This window comes from Microbacterium sp. NPDC028030 (assembly GCF_040637855.1).
Classification (GTDB): Bacteria; Actinomycetota; Actinomycetes; order Actinomycetales; family Microbacteriaceae; genus Microbacterium.
On sequence record NZ_JBEZXF010000001.1, the window covers coordinates 1,057,887 to 1,080,746 of the forward strand.

The 22,860-nt window shown below is 70.1% G+C and carries 21 protein-coding genes; 13 read left to right on the forward strand and 8 right to left on the reverse strand.

Features of this window, described 5'->3' with window-relative positions; all coding sequences use genetic code 11:
• Window position 1 precedes the first annotated feature (1 nt).
• From AB0E56_RS05215 to rlmN, 7 genes are all read left to right on the forward strand, one after another.
• A complete protein-coding gene (locus tag AB0E56_RS05215) occupies window positions 2-2,689 on the forward strand; it encodes a hypothetical protein (protein WP_359797172.1) in 2,688 nt (895 codons plus the stop codon).
• 61 nt (window positions 2,690-2,750) lie between these two features.
• Complete coding sequence (iolC, locus tag AB0E56_RS05220; RefSeq protein ID WP_359797174.1) at window positions 2,751-3,707, forward strand: 5-dehydro-2-deoxygluconokinase; 957 nt, start codon at window positions 2,751-2,753, stop codon at window positions 3,705-3,707.
• Window position 3,708: 1 nt separating this feature from the next.
• On the forward strand, window positions 3,709-4,608 hold the full coding sequence (locus AB0E56_RS05225; RefSeq protein WP_359797176.1) for a deoxyribose-phosphate aldolase: 900 nt from the start codon (window positions 3,709-3,711) through the stop codon (window positions 4,606-4,608).
• 16 nt (window positions 4,609-4,624) lie between these two features.
• Window positions 4,625-6,142: a CoA-acylating methylmalonate-semialdehyde dehydrogenase gene (locus AB0E56_RS05230; RefSeq protein ID WP_359797177.1), complete on the forward strand. Its 1,518-nt coding sequence runs from the start codon at window positions 4,625-4,627 to the stop codon at window positions 6,140-6,142.
• 18 nt (window positions 6,143-6,160) lie between these two features.
• Complete coding sequence (gene iolB, locus AB0E56_RS05235; RefSeq protein ID WP_359797179.1) at window positions 6,161-7,090, forward strand: 5-deoxy-glucuronate isomerase; 930 nt, start codon at window positions 6,161-6,163, stop codon at window positions 7,088-7,090.
• Window positions 7,090-9,000 (forward strand): 3D-(3,5/4)-trihydroxycyclohexane-1,2-dione acylhydrolase (decyclizing), encoded by a 1,911-nt coding sequence (iolD, locus tag AB0E56_RS05240; protein ID WP_359797181.1) that lies wholly within the window; start codon window positions 7,090-7,092, stop codon window positions 8,998-9,000. Before iolB ends, iolD begins: the two co-directional genes overlap by 1 nt.
• A 53-nt stretch (window positions 9,001-9,053) precedes the next feature.
• Complete coding sequence (gene rlmN, locus AB0E56_RS05245; protein WP_359797183.1) at window positions 9,054-10,343, forward strand: 23S rRNA (adenine(2503)-C(2))-methyltransferase RlmN; 1,290 nt, start codon at window positions 9,054-9,056, stop codon at window positions 10,341-10,343.
• Here the strand turns inward: rlmN and AB0E56_RS05250 are convergent.
• Entirely contained in the window at window positions 10,292-10,915 is a 624-nt protein-coding gene (locus AB0E56_RS05250; protein ID WP_359797184.1) for an NAD(P)H-dependent oxidoreductase, read from the reverse strand. The two genes, rlmN and AB0E56_RS05250, sit on opposite strands and share 52 nt — an antisense overlap.
• A 65-nt stretch (window positions 10,916-10,980) precedes the next feature.
• Here AB0E56_RS05250 and AB0E56_RS05255 point away from each other — a divergent pair, with 65 nt between their 5' ends.
• Complete coding sequence (locus tag AB0E56_RS05255; protein ID WP_359797186.1) at window positions 10,981-11,553, forward strand: TetR/AcrR family transcriptional regulator; 573 nt, start codon at window positions 10,981-10,983, stop codon at window positions 11,551-11,553.
• 94 nt (window positions 11,554-11,647) lie between these two features.
• Complete coding sequence (locus AB0E56_RS05260) at window positions 11,648-13,135, forward strand: DUF4407 domain-containing protein (protein WP_359797188.1); 1,488 nt, start codon at window positions 11,648-11,650, stop codon at window positions 13,133-13,135.
• Between the two features lie 40 nt (window positions 13,136-13,175).
• Here the strand turns inward: AB0E56_RS05260 and AB0E56_RS05265 are convergent, their stop codons facing one another.
• Entirely contained in the window at window positions 13,176-13,463 is a 288-nt protein-coding gene (locus tag AB0E56_RS05265) for a hypothetical protein (RefSeq protein WP_359797190.1), read from the reverse strand.
• A 52-nt stretch (window positions 13,464-13,515) separates the two neighbouring features.
• Here AB0E56_RS05265 and AB0E56_RS05270 point away from each other — a divergent pair, with 52 nt between their 5' ends.
• Genes AB0E56_RS05270 through AB0E56_RS05280 form a run of 3 tightly spaced genes read left to right on the forward strand, consistent with a single transcriptional unit; the run spans window position 13,516 to window position 16,534 of the window.
• Entirely contained in the window at window positions 13,516-14,988 is a 1,473-nt protein-coding gene (locus tag AB0E56_RS05270) for a PLP-dependent aminotransferase family protein (protein ID WP_359797191.1), read from the forward strand.
• 10 nt (window positions 14,989-14,998) lie between these two features.
• Complete coding sequence (locus tag AB0E56_RS05275) at window positions 14,999-15,511, forward strand: hypothetical protein (RefSeq protein ID WP_359797193.1); 513 nt, start codon at window positions 14,999-15,001, stop codon at window positions 15,509-15,511.
• Window positions 15,512-15,520: 9 nt separating this feature from the next.
• A complete protein-coding gene (locus tag AB0E56_RS05280) occupies window positions 15,521-16,534 on the forward strand; it encodes an aldo/keto reductase family protein (protein WP_359797195.1) in 1,014 nt (337 codons plus the stop codon).
• 589 nt (window positions 16,535-17,123) lie between these two features.
• On the opposite strand, the gene AB0E56_RS05285 is transcribed toward AB0E56_RS05280, so the two are convergent.
• The 6 genes from AB0E56_RS05285 to AB0E56_RS05310 form a co-directional block, all read right to left on the reverse strand.
• The gene (locus tag AB0E56_RS05285) at window positions 17,124-17,639 is read right to left on the reverse strand and encodes an ACT domain-containing protein (RefSeq protein ID WP_359797197.1); all 516 of its coding nucleotides are present in this window, start codon (window positions 17,637-17,639) and stop codon (window positions 17,124-17,126) included.
• A 23-nt stretch (window positions 17,640-17,662) separates the two neighbouring features.
• Entirely contained in the window at window positions 17,663-18,721 is a 1,059-nt protein-coding gene (locus AB0E56_RS05290) for a PLP-dependent cysteine synthase family protein (RefSeq protein WP_359797198.1), read from the reverse strand.
• Between the two features lie 75 nt (window positions 18,722-18,796).
• Window positions 18,797-19,474 (reverse strand): FadR/GntR family transcriptional regulator, encoded by a 678-nt coding sequence (locus tag AB0E56_RS05295; protein WP_359797200.1) that lies wholly within the window; start codon window positions 19,472-19,474, stop codon window positions 18,797-18,799.
• A 49-nt stretch (window positions 19,475-19,523) separates the two neighbouring features.
• The gene (locus AB0E56_RS05300) at window positions 19,524-20,276 is read right to left on the reverse strand and encodes an SDR family oxidoreductase (RefSeq protein ID WP_359797201.1); all 753 of its coding nucleotides are present in this window, start codon (window positions 20,274-20,276) and stop codon (window positions 19,524-19,526) included.
• Complete coding sequence (locus tag AB0E56_RS05305; protein WP_359797203.1) at window positions 20,273-21,133, reverse strand: fumarylacetoacetate hydrolase family protein; 861 nt, start codon at window positions 21,131-21,133, stop codon at window positions 20,273-20,275. The genes AB0E56_RS05300 and AB0E56_RS05305 overlap by 4 nt, the downstream gene beginning before the upstream one ends.
• 104 nt (window positions 21,134-21,237) lie before the next feature.
• A complete protein-coding gene (locus AB0E56_RS05310) occupies window positions 21,238-21,780 on the reverse strand; it encodes a CGNR zinc finger domain-containing protein (protein ID WP_359797205.1) in 543 nt (180 codons plus the stop codon).
• A 39-nt stretch (window positions 21,781-21,819) separates the two neighbouring features.
• On the opposite strand from AB0E56_RS05310, the gene AB0E56_RS05315 reads away from it, so the two are divergent.
• Window positions 21,820-22,770, forward strand: coding sequence for a DMT family transporter (locus AB0E56_RS05315; protein ID WP_359797207.1), 951 nt, complete (start codon window positions 21,820-21,822; stop codon window positions 22,768-22,770).
• The last annotated feature ends 90 nt before the right edge of the window (window positions 22,771-22,860 follow it).

Here is a 22,860-nt window from a genome sequence, read left to right on the forward strand (position 1 = left end):
CGTGAGCAGTGAGATCGTCGTCGTCCCCCACACCCACTGGGATCGCGAGTGGTACGAGCCGCACGATGTGTTCCGCCTCCGGCTCGTGCACATGCTCGACCGCCTCATCGGCATCCTCGAGGCGGAGCCGTCGTACCGGTTCACGCTCGACGGTCAGGCCGCGGCCGTCGAGGACTACCTCGAGATGCGCCCCGACATGCGCGACCGCGTGGTCACCCTGGTCGAGCGCGGGCAGTTGAGCATCGGACCGTTCCTGATCCTGCTCGACGAGTTCGGCTGCGACGGCGAGACCATCATCCGCAACCTCGAGCTCGGCCGGGCAGCGAGCGCGCGCCTCGGTCGCGCGATGCCCGTCGGCTACCTCCCCGACATGTTCGGTCACGCGGCGCAGATGCCGCAGATCCTCGCCGGGTTCGGCATCCGCCACAGCGCCCTCTGGCGCGGGGTCCCCGCCGATGTCGCCGAGCATGCGTTCGCCTGGGTGGCTCCGAACGGCGACGCCGTGCGCTGCGAGTACCTCTTCGACGGGTACGGCAACGGGCTCGACATGTTCGCGCTGCCCGGTCAGCTCCCCGCGCTCGCCCCCGACTACGCCGAGCGCACCGCGTCGTGGTACGGCGATGACCCGGTGCTCGCGATGCTCGGCACCGACCACTCCGCACCGCCCGAAGACCTCGCCGAGGTCATCCGCGAGTACGACGCCGCGGGGCAGGAGCCGCACCTCTCGATCGCGACGCTCGACGAGCACCTCGCGCGGTACGCGACCGACGCCGACGCGCTCGCCGCCCTCCCGCAGGTGCACGGCGAGATGCGCTCGCACGCCAGGGGGAACCTGCTGCCCGGTGTCTTCTCGATCCGCACGAACCTCAAGCGCGAGATGGCCCGGTCCGAGCAGGCGCTCACTGCGGCGGAGCGCCTCGACCTCCTGTACGGCACGCGCGACCACCGCTCCTTCTTCGACACCGCCTGGTACCGGATCGTGGAGAGCACCGCGCACGACTCGGTCACGGGCTGCGGCGTCGACGCCACCGCCGAACAGGTCGGCACCCGCATCCACACCGCGGGGCACATCGCCCGTGGCGTGATCGACAGCGTGCTGCGCGACGTGTCGGCTGCCGTCTCGCCGGCACGGCATCTGGTGTTCAACCCCTCGGGGTTCGCGCGGCGCGCACAGGTCGAAGTCACGCTGCACGGCGTCGACCCCGGCGCGCTCGCTCCCGGCGTGCAGCTGCTCGACCCGCTGCCGACCGTGCTCGGCGACGAGCGCATGCGCACCGCCGACCTGCCGAAGATCCTCCGTCGCATCCACGGTCGCGAGCTGTTCGGGCAGCAGATCAACGGCTACGAGTGGGGCGACGGATCGCTGCGCTTCCAGGTCGCCGAGAGCGCGCAGGGCGTGTGGGACCTGGCGGCCTTCACCGTCGAGCTGGAGGAACGCGTGGCGGCGGATGCCGGGGGCGAAGGCCTCTGGCACGTCGAGACCATCGCCGACCAGCGGCACCGCGCTCTGCTCGCGGTCGACGTCGACGGACTCGCGCTCGCCGCGGTCGACGAGACGAGCGCTGCGGCCTCCGCCGACCCGGTCACGGTGACCGCGGAGGCGCTCTCCAACGCGGCGCTGACGGCGACCGTGAACCCCGACGGCACCGTCCGGATCGATGGGGCGGACGGATCGTCGATCGACGGCGCGCTCGCCTTCGTCGACGAGGGCGACTGCGGCGACTCGTACAACTACGGTCCGGTGGATGCGGCCTCCGCGGTGTCCACGCCGTCGTCGGTCGAGGTGACCGTGGTCGAGGAGGGTCCGTTGCGCGGTCGCATCCGCATCCGCCGGACCTACGACCTGCCGGTGAGCCTCGACCAGGACCGCCGCCGCTCGACCCGCACGGTGCCGCTGGAGACCGAGACCACGATCGAGCTGCGCGAGGGCGAGGGGTTCCTGCGGGTCGGCATCGACTACGTGAACACCGCGTCCGACCACCGGCTCCGGGTGCTGGTCCCCGTCGACGGCACGGGGCTCGACTCCTCCCGCAGCGCGGGGCAGTACGGCACGACGGTGCGCGGGCGCGAGGCCGAGGGCGGCTGGGGCGAGTTCCCGCTGCCCACCTATCCGGCCTACCGTTTCGCGGCCGCGGGGTCGACGGCGGTGCTGGTGCAGAAGCTGTCGGAGTACGAGCTGGTCTCGACGCCGGATGCCCCCGATGCGCTCGCGGTCACCCTGTCGCGCTCGGTGGGGATGATGAGCGTGAACGTGCACCCGCTGCGCGATGAGCCGGCCGGCTCCGAGATCCCCGTCCCCGGTGCGCAGTACCTGGGCGTCGCGGTGCACACCGACCTGGCGATCATGGTCGGTGCCGACGACGCGGGTGCCGTGCGCGCCGGCGACCTCTTCCGGTACGACCCGCTCGTGGTCCGGGGCTCCGGCGAGGTCGATGGTCCGCTGCCCGAGGCGGCCTTCCCGGCCGTGGTCTCCGGAGATGTCGTGCTCGAGTCGGCGCGGCGCGTGGGGGGAGAGGCCGAGCTGCGGTTCGTGAACTACCTCGACGAGGAGCGCGACCTGGAGTTCACATCGCCCGGCGAGTGGACGCGGGTCGACCTGGCCGGTGAGGCGCAGGGGGGCGCCTTCGATGCGGCGGCCGCCCGCGTGGTGGGCGGTGGGATGCTCAGCATCCGTCGCGCGATCGACTGAGTGCTCGGAAGGTCAACTAAGTGCTAATGTTAAGACAAATGCGAGAGGGAGAGGGGGCGCGATGACAGAGGAACGATCGATCACCGAGATCCTGACCATCGGTCGGCTGGGCGTCGACCTGTATCCGCTCCAGGACGGCGTCGGACTCGGCGAGGTCACCAGCTTCGGCAAGTACCTCGGAGGCAGCGCCGCCAACGTCGCGGTGGCCGCCGCGCGGTACGGGCACGACACCGCCCTCCTCTCGCGCGTCGGAGACGACCCCTTCGGGCAGTATCTCCGCGACGAACTCCAGCGGCTCGGGGTGCGCAACGACTTCGTGGCGACCGACCCGACCTACAAGACGCCGATCACGTTCTGCGAGATCTTCCCGCCCGACGGCTTCCCGCTGTACTTCTACCGCGAGCCGACCGCACCCGACCTGCAGATCCGCCCGGACGACGTCGACGACGAGACTGTGCGGGAGGCGGCGCTCGTCTGGTTCACCGCGACCGGCCTGAGCGAGGAGCCCAGCCGGCAGACGCACCTCGACCTGCTCGAGAGGCGTGGCCGACGCGCCCACACCGTGTTCGACCTCGACTACCGGCCGATGTTCTGGGAGACGCCGGAGCACGCCAGGGCGCAGATCCAGCACGCCCTGCGCTTCGCCACGGTCGCCGTCGGCAATCGTGAGGAGTGCGAGGTCGCCGTCGGCGAGACCGACCCGCAGCGGGCGGCCGACGCGCTCCTGGAACGGGATGTGGAGCTGGCGATCGTCAAGCAGGGCCCCCGCGGGGTCCTCGCGAAGACGCGGTCGCGACAGGTCGAGATCCCCGCGACCGCGGTCGAGGTCGTGAACGGGCTCGGCGCCGGCGACGCGTTCGGCGGAGCGCTGTGCCACGGGCTGCTGGCGGACTGGGAACTCGAGAAGACCCTCACCTACGCGAACGCGGCGGGCGGCATCGTGGCCGGCCGACGGGAGTGCTCGACGGCGATGCCGACAGAGCGCGAGGTCGCCGAGGTCGTGAACGGAGATGCGTGAGATGACAGCTTTGACCGAGGCGGACTTCCAGCGGCTTCGCGCCGTGCGTGCCGAGTCGCCGCACACGATCCGCGAGACCCTCGCCGGGCGCCGTCGCCGTGACATCATCCGCGACGACGGACGGCTCTTCATCATCGCCGCCGACCACCCCGCCCGCGGGGCCCTGGCGGTGGGCGGATCGCCGTACGCCATGGCCGACCGGTACGAGCTGCTCGACCGCCTCGCGATCGCGCTGCGACACCCCGGCGTCGACGGCGTGCTCGGCACCCCCGACATCATCGACGACCTCGCCGTGCTCGGCCTGCTCGACGACAAGATCGTGGTCGGCTCGATGAACCGCGGCGGGCTGCGCGGCGCGAGCTTCGAGATGGACGACCGCTACACGGGGTACGACGTGCCGGCGATGGTCGACTCCGGCATCGACTTCGCCAAGGCCCTGCTCCGCGTGAACCTCGACGACGACGGGACGGCGCCCACACTCGCCTCCACGGCCGACGCGGTGACCGCGGCCGCGCGTGCCGACCTCCCGATCATGCTCGAGCCCTTCCTCAGCCGCCGCCTCGACGGAAGAGTGGTCAACGACCTGAGTCCTGACGCCGTGATGCTGTCGATCGCCATCGCGAGCGGCCTCGGGGCGAGCAGCGCCAGCACCTGGCTCAAGCTCCCCGTGGTGGACGACATGGAGCGCGTGCTGGCCGCGACCACGATGCCGGTGCTGCTGCTCGGCGGCGACGCGGGCGCCGACCCCGACGACACGTTCTCCTCGTGGGAGGACGCCCTGTCCCTCCCCGGTGTGCGCGGCCTCACGGTCGGCCGCACGCTGCTGTACTCCTCCGACATCGACGTGGCAGCGGCCATCGACGTCGCCGCCTCCCTCGTCCACCCCGGCCGCACGGCCTGACCCGTAGAAGGACTCCATGACCTCCGACATCCCCGAGATCGGCCATTGGATCGATGGTGCTCCGCGTCCGTCGGCGAGCACGCGCACGGCGCCGGTGTTCAATCCCGCGACCGGGCGGATCAGCGGCCGTGTCGCCCTCGCCGACGAGGCCGAGATCGCGGCCGCGATCGCCTCGGCGCGGCGCGGGTTCGACGAGTGGAGCGGGTGGTCGATCGCGAAGCGGCAGAGCGTGCTGTTCGCTTTCCGGGAGCTGTTGAACGCGCGCAAGAAGGAGCTCGCGGCGATCATCACCGCCGAGCACGGAAAGGTCCTCTCGGACGCGATGGGCGAGATCCTGCGGGGGCAGGAGGTCGTCGAGCTCGCGACCGGCTTCCCGCACCTGATCAAGGGCGCCTACTCCGAGAACGCGTCGACGGGGATCGACGTCTACTCGCTCAAGCAGCCGCTGGGCGTGGTCGGCATCATCTCTCCCTTCAACTTCCCGGCGATGGTGCCGATGTGGTTCTTCCCGATCGCGATCGCCGCGGGCAACGCCGTGATCCTGAAGCCCAGTGAGAAGGATCCCTCGGCCGCCCTGTGGATGGCGGAGCTCTGGTCGGAGGCCGGGCTTCCGGCCGGCGTGTTCACGGTGCTGCAGGGCGACAAGCAGGCCGTGGACGGACTGCTGCACAGCGACGAGGTGTCGGCCATCTCGTTCGTGGGCTCCACTCCGATCGCGCAGTACATCTACGAGACCGCTGCGCGCAACGGCAAGCGCGTGCAGGCGCTCGGCGGGGCGAAGAACCACATGCTGGTGCTGCCGGATGCCGACCTCGATCTCGTCGCGGATCAGGCGGTGAACGCGGGCTTCGGGGCGGCGGGTGAGCGCTGCATGGCGGTCTCGGTGCTGCTGGCCGTCGAGCCCGTCGCGGACGCGCTGATCGAACGCATCTCGGAGCGGATCGGCCGCCTGCGGATCGGCGACGGCGCAGGCGACGGTGCGGGCGAGCCCGACATGGGCCCGCTGATCAGCGCCGAGCACCGCGCCAAGGTCGCCGGCTACGTCGACGTCGCCGAGGCCGACGGCGCCAGGATCGTGGTCGACGGCCGCGGTCTGACGGTCGAGGGCCGGGAGGACGGGTTCTGGTTCGGGCCGACACTGCTCGACGCGGTTCCGACGACCTCGCAGGCGTACCGCGACGAGATCTTCGGCCCTGTGCTCTCGGTGCTGCGCGTCGAGACGTTCCAGGAGGGGCTCGACCTCATCAACTCGGGGCGCTTCGGCAACGGCACGGCGATCTTCACGAACGACGGAGGTGCCGCACGTCGCTTCCAGCACGAGGTGCAGGTCGGGATGATCGGGATCAACGTCCCCATCCCCGTGCCGGTCGCCTATCACTCGTTCGGCGGATGGAAGGCGTCGTTGTTCGGGGATGCCAAGGCGTACGGTGTCCACGGGTTCGAGTTCTTCACGCGCGAGAAGGCCATCACGAGCCGCTGGCTCGACCCGGCCACCCACGGGGGCATCGACCTCGGCTTCCCACAGAACAGCTGACGCACGGACAGGAGTGGCATGACCGAGGATCGGGAGTGGTTCCACCGCCGCGGCACGCTCGGCCGTGACGGCTGGGAGAGCGTGGTCGACGAGCGCACACCGGGGTGGCAGCACACCGCCATCCGCATCGGTACGCTCGCCGAGGGGGAGCAGCTGGCCCTCGCCGACACCGGCATGGAGCGGATCATCGTCCCGCTCCACGGCTCCTTCACGGTGGAGCACACCGAGCAGGGGGCCGTCTCCGAGACCGTCCTGACCGGACGCGCGTCGGTGTTCGAGGGGCCGACCGACGTGCTCTATCTGTCCTGCGCGTCCACCGCCGTCGTCCGCGGCCGGGGGCGAGTCGCCGTCGCCGCCGCGCGCACCGACGTCGTGCATCCGACCAGGCACGTCAGAGCCGAGGAGACTCCCGTGGAGCTGCGCGGCGCCGGCGCCTCGAGCCGCCAGGTGCACAACTTCGGCACGCCGGAGGCCCTCGATGCCGAGCGCCTGATCGTGTGCGAGGTCATCACCCCCGCCGAGAACTGGTCGTCGTATCCTCCCCACAAGCACGACGAGCAGGTCCCGGGGCGGGAGTCGCGGCTCGAGGAGATCTACTACTTCGAGGCCGCACCCACGCGCACCTACGGCGACCCCGCGCGCGCCGATGCGGCGTTCGGGATGTTCGCGACCTACTCCTCGGCCGCCGGCGAGATCGACATCGCCGAGCGCGTCCGCACGGGAGACATCGCGCTGGTGCCCTTCGGGTACCACGGCCCCGCCGTCGCCGCGCCCGGCTACGACCTCTACTACCTCAACGTGATGGCCGGCCCGGATCGCGATCGTGCCTGGCTCATCACCGACGACCCCGCACACGCCTGGGTGCGGGACAGCTGGAGCGGGCAGGACTTCGACCCCCGACTCCCGTATCGCGCACGATCCTCCGGACGAGCAGAAGGAGCGCAGTGATGCCGACGAAGCGGATGACGATCGGGCAGGCCCTCGTGGAGTTCCTGTCGCACCAGTGGACGGTCGACGGCGACATCCGGGAGCGGACGATCCCCGGGATGTTCGGCATCTTCGGGCACGGCAACGTCGCCGGTCTCGGCCAGGCGCTGCAGCAGTACAACCTCGAACAGCCCGACCTGATGCCCTATCACCAGGCGCGCAACGAGCAGGCGATGGTGCATCAGGCCGTGGGCTTCGCGCGGATGCACCGTCGACGTGCCACGTTCGCCAGCACCGCGTCGGTGGGTCCCGGTGCCACGAACATGCTCACGGGAGCCGCCCTGGCGACGACGAACCGGCTCCCCGCGCTGCTGCTCCCCAGCGACACCTTCGCCACGAGGGTCGCCGACCCCGTGCTGCAGCAGTTGGAGCGGCCGCACGACATCGGGCTGACCGTGAACGACGCGTTCCGTCCGCTCTCGGTGTTCTTCGACCGCGTGCAGCGCCCGGAGCAGCTCTTCTCGATCGCGCTCGCGGCGATGCGCGTGCTGACCGACCCGGTCGAGACCGGCGCCGTGACGATCGCGCTTCCGGAGGATGTGCAGGCCGAGGCGCTCGACGTGCCCCTCGAGTTCCTGCAGGACCGCGAGTGGCACATCCGCCGCCCGCTGCCCGAGCACGGACCGCTCGCTCGGGCCGTCGCCGCGATCCGGAGTGCCGAACGGCCCCTGGTCGTCGCGGGCGGTGGGGTGATCTACTCGGGCGCCGAGCAGGCGCTGCGGGCGTTCGCGGAGGCCACCGGCATCCCGGTCGGCACGACGCAGGCGGGTGGTGGCGCGCTGCCCTGGGATCACCCCCAGTACGTCGGGGGGATCGGTGCCACGGGGTCGACGGCCGCGAACCGCCTCGCCGCCCAGGCCGACGTGATCATCGGCATCGGCACCCGCTACAGCGATTTCACGACCGCCTCGCGCACGGCGTTCCAGCATCCGGACGCGGTGTTCGTCAACGTGAACGTCGCCGCCTTCGACGCGTACAAGCACGGGACCTCGCTTCCGCTCATCGCCGATGCACGGGAGGCCATCGTCGCGCTGACGGCCGAACTCGAAGACGTACGGGTGAGCGGGGAGCTCGCGGCCGATGTCGCCGCGCAGAAGCGCGAGTGGGACGCCGTGGTCGACGCGGCTCTCACCCCGACCGGACGAGCGCTGCCGGGCCAGCCCGAGATCATCGGCGCGGTGCGGGCCGAAGTCGCCGACGCCGATGTCGTCGTGCAGGCGGCGGGATCCCTTCCCGGCGACCTGCACAAGCTGTGGCGCGTGAGCGATCCGCTCGGCTATCACGTGGAGTACGCGTTCTCCACGATGGGCTACGAGATCGCGGGCGGTCTCGGGGTCAAGCGCGGGCTCGAGGCGGCGGGCGACGAACGCGACGTGGTGGTCATGGTCGGCGACGGCTCGTACCTCATGCTCAGCTCCGAGCTCGCGACGATCGTCGCCGAGAACCTCAAGGTCATCGTCGTGCTGATCCAGAACCAGGGGTTCGCGTCGATCGGGCACCTGTCCGAGACGGTCGGTTCCGAGCGGTTCGGCACGAAGTACCGCAGCTACGATCCCGAGGCCCGCAGCTTCCAGGACGGCGATCCGCTGCCGGTCGACCTCGCCATGAACGCCCGCAGCTACGGCATCGACGTGATCGAGATCGCGCCGGGGGCAACGGCGATCGACGACCTGCGTGCGGCCATGCGCACTGCGAAGGCGTCCGACCGGGCGACGCTCATCCACATCGAGAGCGACCCGCTGGTCTATGGACCCGACGGCGAGGGGTGGTGGGACGTACCGGTCGCCGAGGTGGCAGACACCGCCACCGCGCAGCACGCGCGGGCCGAGTACGAGCGGCAGCGCGCGGCGCAGCGCCCCCTGCTCGGCTGAGCGGGGCCGTCCGGCCCAGCCGTCTCCCACCCTGGCGCCGGTACCCTGGAGGTATGACCGAGAACCCCCGCACGCGCGAGACGCGGCCACACGCAGCGCCCGCGTCGTCCCGCTCGGGGGCGATCCGCGAGACCCGTTCACCCCAGGTGCGCCCTGCGACCGAGGGTTGGACGCAGCAGAAGGACGCCGAGGGGCGTCCGCTCCTGCAGTTCGCGAGCCCGAAGCGCGGCAAGCCGCCCGTGCACCTCGCCGACCTCACTCCGGCCGAGCGCACCGAGAAGGTCAAGGAGCTCGGGCTGCCCGGCTTCCGCGCGAAGCAGCTGTCGACCCACTACTTCCGCCACTACACGTCGGACCCCGCCGAGATGACCGACCTCCCCGCGGGGATCCGCGACGAGCTGGTGGCCGGACTCCTGCCCCCGCTGCTCACCGAGGTCCGGCGCCTCGAGACCGACCGCGGCGACACGATCAAGTTCCTCTGGCGACTGCACGACGGCGCGCTGGTCGAGTCGGTGCTCATGCGCTACCCGGGCCGCATCACGCTGTGCGTGTCGAGCCAGGCGGGCTGCGGCATGAACTGCCCGTTCTGCGCGACCGGTCAGGCCGGGTTGACCCGCAACATGTCGACGGCCGAGATCATCGAGCAGATCGTGCGAGCGAACCGTCTGATCGCCGAGGGCGGCCTCGGGGGTAAGAAGGCCGACGACCACAGCATGGACCGCGTGTCGAACATCGTCTTCATGGGCATGGGAGAGCCGCTCGCCAACTACAAGCGCGTCATGGATGCGGTGCGTTCGATGGTCGCCCCGCAGCCCGACGGCCTCGGCATGAGCGCTCGCGGCATCACCGTCTCGACGGTCGGCCTCGTGCCAGCGATCAAGAAGCTCGCCGACGAGAACATCCCGGTGACCTTCGCGCTGTCGCTGCACGCGCCCGACGACCATCTGCGTGACGAGCTCATCCCGGTGAACTCGCGGTGGAAGGTCGACGAGGCCCTCGACGCCGCCTACGACTACTACGCCAAGACCGGCCGCCGGGTCTCGATCGAGTACGCGCTGATCAAGGACATGAACGACCACGCCTGGCGTGCCGATCTGCTGGCCGAGAAGCTCAACCAGCGCGGCCGCGGCTGGGTGCACGTGAACCCGATCCCGTTGAACCCGACGCCCGGTTCGATCTGGACGGCATCCGAGAAGGATGTCACGAACGAGTTCGTGCGCCGGCTCAACGACGCCGGCATCCCGACGACCCTCCGCGACACCCGCGGCAAGGAGATCGACGGCGCCTGCGGTCAGCTGGTCGCGACGACGGAAGACGAGGCCGCGTCGGCCGCGATGGCCTGAGGCGCCCGCGTCCGGCTGCCGTCGATCGCACCGAGCCGCTCGGCCCGGTCGAGCCACCGCGCGATGGTCGCCGTGTCCGCCCCCTTGACCCCGAGCATGCGCGTCGTGCGCACCGAGCTCACGCCGCACAGGCGCAGCGTGTTGCGGACCACCTGTGTCTGCGCCGGCAGCCCGGTGAAGGGCACCGCGAACCAGGGGGTGTCGGCGAGCAGCAGCAGCCGTCCCCGTCGAGCGGGCAGCAGGCCCTCGGGAAGACCGAGCTTCGAGTAGCGGTACTCCTGCTGCGGCAGCAGGGCGCGGTCGAAGAATCCCTTGAGCAGCGCGGGGACCGATCCCCACCAGAGCGGGGCGGCGACGACGATGCTGTCGGCGTCGTGCAGAGCCTGCTTCGCATCGACGAGGTCGGGCTCGAGCGTCATGCGCTCCCGGTAGCCGAAGCGCAGGTGCGGGTCGAAGTCGAGGTCGCGCAGGGCGAGCACCCGCGCATCTCCGTGGCCCGCGGCGTAGCGCTGCGCGAGCGAGGCGGTCAGGGAGTGCGCGTCGGGGTGGCCGTCGATGACGAGAGTGGACATGGCGGATTCCTATCTGGACAGTGTCAAGCTGGTGGACACTGTCAAGATAGGAGAGGATGTTGCTCATGTCAAGTTCGAAGGACGGGTACCACCACGGCGATCTCGCCCGCGCGCTGGAGGATGCGGCGATGCAGCTGCTCGAGCGGATGCCGGCCGCGGAGATCAGCCTCCGCGAGGTCGCGCGCGCCGCGAACGTCAGTCACAACGCGCCGTACCACCACTTTTCCGACCGGCTCGGGCTGCTCAAGGCGCTCGCGGAGCGCAGCATGGCCGACCTCCTCGCGCAGGTCCGTGCGGCCGCCGCGCAGGCATCGACTCCGCGGGCGGCACTCGAGGACGGCGGTGCCGCGTACATCCGCTTCGCCGTGGAGCACCCGCACGCGTTCGATGCCGTCTACGACCCCACGGTCTGCATCCCCGGGTCTCCGACCGCCACGATGGCGCCTCTGATCGACGGGCTCGAGGCCGTGCTCGCCGAGGCCGCCGCCGCGGCCGGACTCGACCGTCCCACCGATGTCGTCGCCCTGTGGGGCCAGATCCATGGCCTTGGCACGCTCGCCGCGGCCGGGCACTTCACGCTCGACGACGCCCTCGCCGCCTACGCCGCGGCGCTCGACCGGCTGCTCCCGGCATCCTGACCGCGTTCGAGTTCCGGAGGAGCGGGAGCTTCCTGTGAGGCGCTCCAAGGACTTTTCCACGGTATCCACAGGCGGTATTTCGTAGATTGTTCGGATGCCCTATTCCGCCCACCGACCGGGTCGCTACGACTCGCAGGGTCGGATCATCCTCGACAGCGAGCCCGAAGCCGTCACGGATGACCTCGACTTCCTGCGCGAATTCGAGCCCACCGGCACCGACGACGCCACCCGCGAGGTTCCCGTCGCAGACCCTGCCGAGGCGACCCCGATCGCCGATGCGGTCGCCGCCGACGAGCCCGCGCCGGTGAAGCCCGCGCGCGAGCCTCGTGTCCGCAAGCCCCGCCGCACGCGCGCCCCGCGCACTCCGGGCTCGCGCGCACGCACGCTGGCGATCCTCGGTGGGGCGGAAGGCGAGATCCTCGACCGCGTCCCCGGTGAGACACCCCGTTTCGTGCAGATGTTCTTCGTCCTCGCCGGCACCGCCCTCGTCTCGGCGATCTCGATGCTCTTCGCCCTCACCACCGGTGTGCAGGCGGCGATCTGGCTGGCCGTCCCGCTGGCGATCGTGTGGGCGCTCATCATCTTCAACCTCGACCGCTTCCTCACCTCGACCATGAGTTCGACGCGCAACGTCTGGCGGCTCATCGGTCTCGCGATCCCGCGGGTGATCATGGCCGCGATCATCGGTTTCGTCGTGGCCGAGCCGCTCGTGCTCCAGGTCTTCCACAACGACATCGCCCGGGAGGTCGCGTCGACCAACATCACGCAGTCGCAGTCCGACCAGGAGGCTCTGGAGTCGGGGCCGGAGAAGATCGCGCTCGATGCGGCATCCGCCAAGGTCGCCGAGCTCGAGAACCAGGCCGCGACCGGCATCGTCGCAGGGACGGAGTCCTCTTCGGCGACGGAGTCGGCAGCCCAGGCCACGGTCGACGACGTGACCGCGAAGATGACGGCGCAGCAGGCCGTGATCGATCAGGCACGCGTGCTGTACCAGTGCGAGCTGACGGGTGAAGGCGCAGGCACCGTTCCGGGCTGCACCGGAGTCAACGGCGAGGGTGCGAGCTCGGATGCCGCCAAGGCACAGCTCGCCGAGGCCCAGCAGACCTACGACGCGCTCGCCGCGCAGCTGCGCACGGCCAACGAGGAGCTCGCCGCCGCCGGGACTGCGGCCAAGGAGAACACCTCCTCGTCCGAGGCGCAGAACCGCGAGCAGGCGAAGTCGCAGCTCCCGACCGCGCGCGACACCTACGACCAGGCGCTCGCGGCCTACAACGCCCGAGCGGATGCCGTCGCGCAGGGCAACGCGGGTGCTGTCGGCCTGCTCAGCCAGATCAGCGGCCTGAACCGGTTGAGTGAGAAGGAGCCCGCGATCCTGTGGGCTCACATCCTCATCGCGGCGCTGTTCTTCATGATCGAGCTGCTGCCGGTGCTGGTGAAGGTGCTCACGAGCTATGGCGATCCGAGCCTGTACGAGAAGGCGGCCGCGATCCGCAAGCAGGTCGCGCTCGACAAGGTGACGGCCGAGGGGTTCCGTGACCGCGCCGAGATCGTGACGACGCCTCCTTCCGCGCAGGCCACCTGACGTCGCCGTCCTGCCCTCGCGTCGCAGCCTCCGATGCGATCTATGCGACCCTCGCCAGGATCTGCGATGCGCGGAGGATGTCCGCGATCACGGTCGACCCGTGAGCGGGTGCGAGGAGCGTTAGGGCGCGGATCAGCGCGACCGTCGACGGCATCCGCGACCAGTCCTCCCCGGTCAGCGCTGCCTCGATGCGGGCGAGCGGGTGCTGAAGGGTTACGTCGTGCTGGCGTGCGTCATCGCTGCTCAGCCAGTCGAGCAGCTCGGTGATGGTCCAATCGGGGTCGATTGGACCGAGTTCGACGTCGTTGGTGGTCAATGGCCTGTTCATTGGTCCAGAATCGGATGTCATGCGCAGCGATGACAGGGCCAATACCCGGCCAGTGGTCCACGATTCGGCCACGGTTCCGGCTCGGGCGGCCGCGCTCGTGCAGGCAGGCGAGGTCTCGTCCGAGTCGCTGTCCGCGCGACTCGGTCGCTGGACGCAGGGCGACGGCACCCTGGCCGCCCGCCTCGCCCGCGGCATCGAGGGTCTCGTCGCGAGCGGAGAACTGCGACCGGGAGATCGGCTGCCGGCGGAGCGTGCGCTCGCGGCGATGAGCTCGGTGTCGCGCGGGACCGTGGTCGCCGCCTACGCCGCGCTCGCCGAGAGCGGACTCGTGGAACGGCGTCAGGGCAGCGGTACACGCATCGCCGGAGCTGCGGCAGCTGTCGCCCCGGTGCAGCGTCCCGGCAGGGGAGAGGCGCTGTTCTCCGCACTGCCGAATGCGATCGACCTGCTGCGCACCGTGCCGCAGATCTCCGACCTCGGGGTGCAGCTCATCCGCGAGCACACACCGCGCCTCGAGCTCGCGCTGCTGCCGGAGACTGACCCTGCGGGCCTCCCTGCGCTGCGGACCTTGATCGCCGACATGTACGCCGCTGAGGGCACGCCGACCACGCCCGAGCAGATCCTCGTCACGCACGGCGCTCAGCAGGCCATCAGCCTGGTCGTCAACGCGCTCGTCGGTCCGGGCGACGTCGTGCTGGCCGAGGAGATCACGTGGCCGGGTGTCACCGACTCGGTGGGTCTGCGTGGGGGGACCGTGCACGGAGTCCCGATGGGCGACGACGGGCTCGACGTCGATGCTCTGGAGCAGGCCATCGCGCGGCTCCGGCCCGTGCTCGTCGCGCTCAATCCGCACCACCAGAACCCCACGGGAACGCGGCTGCCCGCGGCCGCTCGGCACCGTGTCGCGGAACTCGCAGCCCAGTACGGCGTCCCCGTGATCGAAGACCGGGTGCTCGCCGGCATCTCCTTCGACGGCGTCGTGCCGCCCTCCCTCGCCGCCGAACGCGCCGATGCACCGATCATCGTCGTCGAGTCGGTGTCGAAGTGGGTGTGGGCGGGGCTGCGCATCGGGTGGCTGCGCGCCGACCCCGTGCTCGTGCGGCGGCTGCGCGGCGCTCGGCAGCTCGCCGATCAGTCCACGAGCGTCCCCGGTCAGCTGCTCGCACTCGACCTGATCGCCCGTGCCGACGACCTCCGTCGGGCGAACAGCCGCATCCACCAGGAGCGGCTGCGTCTGCTCGAGGCGGTGATGGCGGAGCACCTGCCCGACTGGAACGTCGAGCCTCCCCGCGGCGGACTCTCGCTCTGGGTCCGGCTGCCGGCGGGGTCGGCGGCGTCCCTCGCCAGGGTCGCCGCCACGCACGGCGTCTCGATCGCCGGGAGCGCCGCTTTCGCGGTGTCGGCCTCTCCCGACGATCACATCCGCATCCCCTTCACCGCTTCCGACGACGTGCTGGCGGAAGGCATCCGCCGGCTCGGAGCCGCCTGGCGAGAATATCGGGAGACTCTCGGGATGGCTTCCTAGGATGACCCGCATGACAGCGACGTTGCGCACGACCCTGTGGATCTCGATCGTCGGCGTACTCGCCGTGACCGCCTATGCAGCGCTCGCCGCGGTGCAGATCCTGGTGCTCAATCCGCTCGCCGCCGCCCCTGGCCTCACGCTCGCGCAGATCCGGTTCGAGATGTCGGAAGCGGGGGAGAGCCTGATGCCGGTGCCGGCGTTCGTGATCCTCGGCATCGGGGTGGCTCTGGCCGTAGGCCTCGCGCTCTTCGCCGTCCTCACGCGGGCGCATCCCCTGGTCGTCGCGATGGGGTTCCTCGTGCTCCTGATGCTCGGTGCGATCGGGTATTTCGTCGCATCGTTCGGTGCGGGCATGGCGCTCGCCGACACGTTCGGCATCGGCGGTGCGGACTATTCGCCCTGGGCGCGGCCGCTGTACGTCGTGAGTGCCCTCGCCGCGATCGCCCTCTTCGTGGGGGCGATCGTGACGGCCGCGCGTCGGCGACCGGCCGAGCCCGGCCCCGCCGTCGCGGGCAGCCAGTAGCGTTGATCCATGGTCAACTATCGCTATCTCGGCAACAGCGGTCTCAAGGTCTCGGAGATCACGTACGGCAACTGGGTCACCCATGCCTCTCAGGTCGAGGACGACGCCGCGGTCAAGACCGTGCACGCCGCCCTGGACGCCGGAATCACCACCTTCGACACGGCCGACACGTACGCGAACACCGCGGCGGAGGTCGTGCTGGGAAAGGCCCTCGAGGGGCAGCGCCGCGAGGGTCTGGAGATCTTCACGAAGGTGTACTTCCCGACGGGACCGAAGGGCCCGAACGACACCGGTCTGAGCCGCAAGCACATCTTCGAGTCGATCAACGGCTCGCTGCAGCGCCTCGGCACCGACTACGTCGACCTGTACCAGGCGCACCGCTTCGACTACGAGACCCCGCTGGAGGAGACGTTCCAGGCCTTCGCCGACGTCGTCCGTCAGGGCAAGGCGCTCTACATCGGCGTCTCGGAGTGGACTGCGGAGCAGCTGCGCGAGGGCCACGCACTGGCGAAGCAGCTCGGCATCCAGCTCATCTCGAACCAGCCGCAGTACTCGATGCTGTGGCGAGTGATCGAGGGCAAGGTCGTGCCCGCGTCCGAAGAGCTCGGCATCTCGCAGATCGTGTGGTCGCCGATGGCGCAGGGCGTGCTCAGCGGCAAGTACCTCCCCGGTCAGCCGGTGCCAGACGGCTCGCGAGCGACCGACCCGCACAGCGGCGCCGACTTCATCAAGAGCTTCCTCAAAGACGACATCCTCACGGCGGTGCAGCGCCTCAAGCCGATCGCCGAGCAGGCGGGGCTGTCGATGCCGCAGCTCGCCATCGCGTGGGTGCTGCAGAACCCGAACGTGGCGGCGGCGCTGGTCGGTGCCTCGCGTCCGGAGCAGCTCGCCGAGACGGTCAAGGCCTCGGGTGTGAAGCTCGATGCCGACACCCTCGCCGCGATCGACACCGCCCTCGGCGACACCGTGAACCGCGACGCCGAGAGCACGTACTCGGTCTCGCCGAAGTCACGCCTGGTCTGAGGCCCGCACCGACCGGGCCCTGACGCACGAACCGGCCCCCTGCGGATGTTCGCAGGGGGCCGGTTCGTGCAATGCGGGTGGGTCGGCGCTCCTTCGACCTCCTGCAGCCAAGACATGTAACGTTCTACCACGTATGATTCACTTGGTGTTCCCCATGGAGTGGGCCTGGGTGACGACAACAAGCGAGGGGGCGACATGGCGTTCAAGGTGCGCGCTGAACTGATCATCGGTGTTTCTCGGTGTCGTCTTGACGCTGGGGGCGGGTGTGGGTCTCATTGCGGATCGAGTTCGATGGGCGGGCATTCCGTCGATGGCGTTCGCCAACCCCATACAGCCGACGTACGCGATCACAAACCTCTCTGTGGCATCGGCGATCGTCGGTGGCGCGGGCATGCTGCTGATTGGTTTCTGGGCAGGCTCTCGCCTAGGCCGTCTGGCCGGCCCGGAGCGCGAAGGCTGATCCTTCGCGCCCGGCCTGAACGTCGGCGCCGCACCGACCCGGCCCCGTACGTACGAACCGCCCCCTACCGACGCCGGCAAAGGCGGGATCGCGGCGTGAAAGCGGGGTCTCGGTGAGACGGGGGCGGTCTCAGCCGAGGGTGATGTCGACCTGGATCTCGGTGGCGAGACGCTCGAGGTCTGCACGCAGAGCATCCAGATCGACGGAGGCCGGGACCTTCGCCACGACGGAGGCCTCGAAGAGTCGGCCACCGGCCATCGCGGCATCCCGTGTCTCGGTCGTGAGCTCCTCGATGCTCAGCGCGTGCGCGTTCAGCACGCCGGACACCTCTCGCACGATGCCCGGCCGGTCGTTGCCGAGCACCTGGATCTCGAGCACCTGATCGTCGTCGGCCCCTCGCTCGGGTGCCCCCGTGAGCACGGCGACCGTGAGGAGTCCCTGGCCCTGGAGCCCGCGCAGCGCAGAGGCCAACTCGTCGGACCTGTCGTCACCGACCGAGACCTCGATCACTCCCGCGAACGTTCCGGCCAGTTCCGCCAGTGAGCTGTTCTCCCAGTTGCCCCCGTGGGAATCGACCACATCGGCGACGGCGGCCACGAGGCCAGGACGGTCTGCACCCGCGACGGTGAGGATCAGAGTTGTCATGCGGCCAGCGTAGCCCGCGGTGTTCACTCGACCCAGAGGCCGTCCGTGAGGAAGCGTTCCATCCGCGCACGGTGCGGGTCGAGGTCCCAGCCCTGCGCGGCCACCCACTCGTCGGAGTAGTAGGTGTTCGCGTAACGGACGCCGCTGTCGCAGATGAGTGTCACGACGCTGCCCGTCTCGCCCGCGGCACGCATGCGCGCGATGAGCTGGAACGCGCCGTACAGGTTGGTGCCGGTCGAGCCTCCTGCCCAGTGCAGGGTGTGTTCGCGCAGCAGCCGGATCGCAGCGATCGAGCCCGCATCGGGGACGCGGATCATCTCGTCGATCACGGTCGGCACGAACGAGGCCTCGACGCGGGGGCGGCCGATGCCCTCGATGCGGCTGGGGCGTCCGACCGGGGGATCCACGGTGCCCGCCCACCCGTCGTAGAAGGCCGAGCCCTCGGGGTCGACCACGGCGATCCGCGTCTCATGCCTGCGGTACTTCACGTAGCGCCCGAAGGTCGCGCTGGTCCCGCCCGTACCCGCGCCGGTCACGATCCACCGGGGGCTCGGGTGCCGCTCCTGTGCGAGCTGGCTGAACACGCTCTCGGCGATGTTGTTGTTGCCGCGCCAGTCGGTCGCGCGTTCCGCGAACGTGAACTGGTCGAGGTAGTGGCCCGTGCAGTCCGAGGCGAGCCGTTGCGCCTCGGACGACATGTCCTCCGCACGGTCGACGAAATGGCAGGTGCCGCCGTAGAACTCGATGAGGTCGATCTTCTCCTGCACGGTCGACCGTGGGACGACCGTAATGAACGGCAGTCCCAGCATCCGGGCGAAGTACGCCTCGGAGACGGCGGTGGATCCGCTCGACGATTCCACGAGCGTGGTGTCCTCACGGATGCGTCCGTTGACCAGGCCGTAGAGGAGGAGCGAGCGCGCGAGGCGGTGCTTGAGCGAACCGGTCGGATGCACGGACTCGTCCTTGAGGTACAGGTCGATGCCCCACTCCGGCGGCAGCGGGAACAGGTGCAGGTGCGTGTCGGCGCTGCGGTTCGCGTCGGCTTCCAGCAGGGCGATGGCGGTGCTGGTCCAGGAGGTCATGCCATCGACACTACCGGCCGCATCCGACGCCGAACGGGGCGGACGGTCGCCGCAGCGGAGCGCAAACGGTGACGCTCAGGGAGAGGTCGCGTGACGCAGCCAGCGCTCGATTCCGGCGATGTGCGCGGTGGTGAGAGAGGTGGCCAGCGCGGGGTCGCGCATCGCGATGGCGTCGGCGATCGCTCGGTGCTCCGACAGCGTGCGGTCGAGCGCATCGGCCTCGGTGAGACCCCGCCAGGCGCGGGCGCGGACCGTCTGGCTGCTCATGTGCTCGATCAGGCTGGCGAGGTAGGCGTTGCCTGCCATCTCCACGATGTCGCGATGGAACCGGATGTCGTGGTCGACGAGCTCGTCGATGTTGACCGAGGCGTCGACCCCGTCGACCTCGCGCTGCAGTGCCGCGATCTGCTCGTCCGAGCCGAGGGTGGCGGCAAGGCCCGACGCCTGCGACTCCAGCATCCGGCGGACGGCGAAGATCTCGAGCATCGAGTCGTCGTCGTGCATGTCGACGACGAACGAGACGGCCTCGAGCAGCAGATGCGGTTCGAGGCTCGTCACGTAGGTGCCGTCGCCCCGGCGCACATCGAGCACACGGATCACCTCCAACGCCTTGACCGCCTCGCGCATGGAGCTCCGGGAGAGGCCGAGCCGTTCGGACAGCTCCTTCTCCGGGGGAAGGCGATCGCCTGGGGCGAGCTCGCCCGACACGATCATCGCCTTGATCTTCGCGATCGCGTCGTCTGTCACCGCCATGGCGTCCTCCTGGTGCATGATCCGAAGTCGGATCGGTCGAGTGCCGTGCTCACTCCGGTCGGAGTCTCAGCCGTGACATGCCGCCATCGACCTCGATGGCGACGCCCGTGGTGGAGCCCGCCTCCGGGCTCACGAGATAGGCGACGGCAGCGGCGACCTCGTCGGGGTCGACCAGGCGGCCGTGGGGCTGCCGTGCTTCGAGCGCCGAGCGTTCCGCTGCCGGATCGGCGGACGCGTCGAGCAGTCGGCCCACCCAGGGTGTGTCCGCGGTGCCGGGATCGACGGCGTTCACGCGGATGCCCTCGCGCAGGTGATCGGCGGCCATCGCGCGGGTCAGAGCCGACACGGCGCCCTTGGAGGCGCTGTACAGCGCGCGCTGCGGGAGGCCGATCGTGGACGCGACGGATGCCGTGTTGCACACCGCGGCGGACGGCGACTGCCGCAGCCAGGGGAGCGCGGCCGAGGTCACGCGGGCGATGCCGGTCACGTTGACCGAGAGCACGCGCGCCCACTCGTCGTCGTCGTTCGCGGCGATATCGCCCTGTGCGCCGACTCCGGCGTTGTTCACGACGATGTCGATGCGGCCGAACGCCTCGGCGACGCGAGCCACCGCGGCGTCGACGCTCGCACGGTCCGAGACGTCAGCCACGAAGGTGGGGAACGCGGGGGCGGCTGTCGAGCGGCCACGGTCGAGCACCGCGACCGTGGCTCCGTCGGCGTCCAGGCGTCGAGCGATCGCCGCACCGATGCCGGAGGAGCCGCCCGTGACGATCGCGACCAGCCCCTCCAGCGATCCGGTCATCGCCGTGCTTCCCAGGCGACGAACTCCTGGCGCTGACGGCCCAGACCGTCGATCTCGATCTCGACCACATCGCCCGCGGCGAGGTAGGGGAACCGGCCCGACAGTGCGACACCCTGCGGAGTGCCGGTGAGGATCAGGTCGCCCGGCTCGAGGGTCACGTACTGCGACAGGTGATGCACGATGTGCTCGACCGTGAAGATCATGTCACTCGTGTTCGAGTCCTGCCGCGGTTCTCCGTTGACGAAACTGCGCAGGCCGAGCGCCTGGTGGTCGACCTCGTCGGGAGTGACCAGCCACGGGCCGGTGGGGTTGAACCCCGGGGCGATCTTGCCCTTGGACCACTGTCCGCCCGACACCTCGATCTGGAACGCGCGCTCGGAGACGTCGTTCGCGGTGACGAAACCCGCGACGTGCGCGAGCGAGTCCGCAGGGGAGTCCAGGTACGCGGCGCGGGCGCCGATCACGATGCCGAGCTCGACCTCCCAGTCGGTCTTCTCGCTGCCCCGCGGGATCGTCACGGGGTCGTTGGGCCCGACGACGGTGTTCGGGGTCTTCAGGAACAGGATCGGGATGGTCGGCGGCTCCGAGCCCGATTCCGCGGCGTGCGCCGCGTAGTTCATCCCGATGCAGATCACGGCGCTCGGACGGGCGATGGGGGCGCCGATGCGCATCCCGTCGGCATCCGGGAGTTCGGGCAGCTGGCCGGCGTCGCGCGCCGACGCGACACGAGAGACGAAATCGCTCTCGAGGAAATCGCCGTTGACATCGGATGTCACGGGACGCAGGTCGAGGTAACGGTCATCCTCCACGAGGACGGGGATCTCCGAGCCGAGGGTGCCGAGCCGCGCGAACTTCATGATTCTCCTGATCGATCGGGAGGCCGCGACGCCGCAGCCCGTGTCGTAGCCAGTATAGACATCGGATGTTTACGCGTGTCGAGGTCCGGGGCGAACGAGTCGACTCAGGGAGCCGTGGTCGCGCGACGCGCACGATACGCGGCGACGGCGTTCCGGTTCGCACAGGTCGTCGAGCAGTACCGCTTCGAGCGGTTGCGCGAGAGGTCGAGGGCGATGGACAGGCAGGTGTCGTCCTCGCACACGCTGAGGCGGGATCCCTCGTCGGTGCGGATGACATCGATCAGAGCCATCGCGGTCTCGATCAGGATGCGCTCGGCCAGCGGCTGCTCGTCGGCGACGGCGTGCAGGTGCCAGTCGGCGCCGTCGTGGCGGCGCAGTCGAGGAGTGAGGCGCGATTCGGCCAGCGCATCGTTGACCCGCTCGGCCATCTCGTCGCGTCCGGCGAGCAGCATCGCGCGCAGTCGCGGGCGCAGACGTCGGAGGGCGGAGACCTCGCGGTCGTCGCGATCGAGCCGCCCGGTGTAAGGGAACTCCCGGAGGAATGCCGCCTCGTCGTCGAGGTCGGCCAGGGTGTCCGGCTCTTCGGCGGAGTTCACGAGCCAGACGGCAGCCCGCAGAGCCTCTTCCGTGTCATCGGTGAAGATCATGTTGACATCTTACTTGGGGCGCGCGTAGCGTCATCGATCATGAGGAGGTTGACGAGTGACACGGCGATCGCCTCGGCGGGCGGGGTGCGCCTCGGAATGCCGCTCGCGATCGCCGCCGCGTTCTCTTTCGGCATGTCCGGCGGGTGGGCGCGCGGCCTGATCGACGCCGGATGGACGCCGGGGGCGGCGGTCACTGCGCGTCTCTGCGTCGCCGCCGTCGTCCTCCTCGTCCCGACGATCCTGGCGCTCCGCGGCCGCTGGGGTCTCCTGCGGCGCAACCTCGGCATGATCCTCGCCTACGGGTTGCTCGCGGTGGCGGCCACCCAGCTCTTCTACTTCCAGGCTGTCGCGGTGATGGATGTCGGCATCGCGCTGCTCGTCGAGTACACCGCCCCGATCGCCGTGCTGTTGTGGTTGTGGCTGCGCCGAGGGGAGCGGCCGAGCAGGAAGAGCGTCATCGGGGCGGTCATCGCCTTCGTCGGGCTGGTGCTGATGCTCGACGTCGTCACCGGCGCCGAGGTGAACGTGCCAGGCATCCTGTGGGCGCTCGGGGCCATGGTGGGGGCGGCTGCCTACTTCGTGCTCTCCGCCAAGGCCGACACGGGTCTGCCGCCCATCGCCCTCGCCGGCAGCGGTCTGCTGCTCGGTGCTGTCGCCCTCGCTCTCGCGGGTGCCGTCGGCATCCCCCCGATCGCGTGGACGACGGATGACGTCTCCTACCGATTCGGCAGCGTGCCCTGGTTCGTCCCTGTCCTTGCGATGGGTGTCATCGCCACCGCGCTCGGGTACGGGCTCGGGATCGCCTCGACGCGGATGCTCGGATCCCGGCTCGCCTCGTTCGTCGCGCTCGCCGAGGTCGTCGCCGCGCTCCTGTACGGGTGGCTGCTGCTCGGGCAGCTCCCCGACCTGCTGCAGGCGCTCGGCGGGGTGCTCGTGCTCGTCGGCGTCATCGTGGTCAAGCTCGGCGAACCCGTCGCACCCCCGTCCTGACGCCGCCGGCTTCTGCGGAGAATGTATACGCCGGAACGCATCTACGAGGAAAAGGGGCATCCGGATCAACCTTATGTATACACTGAGGGG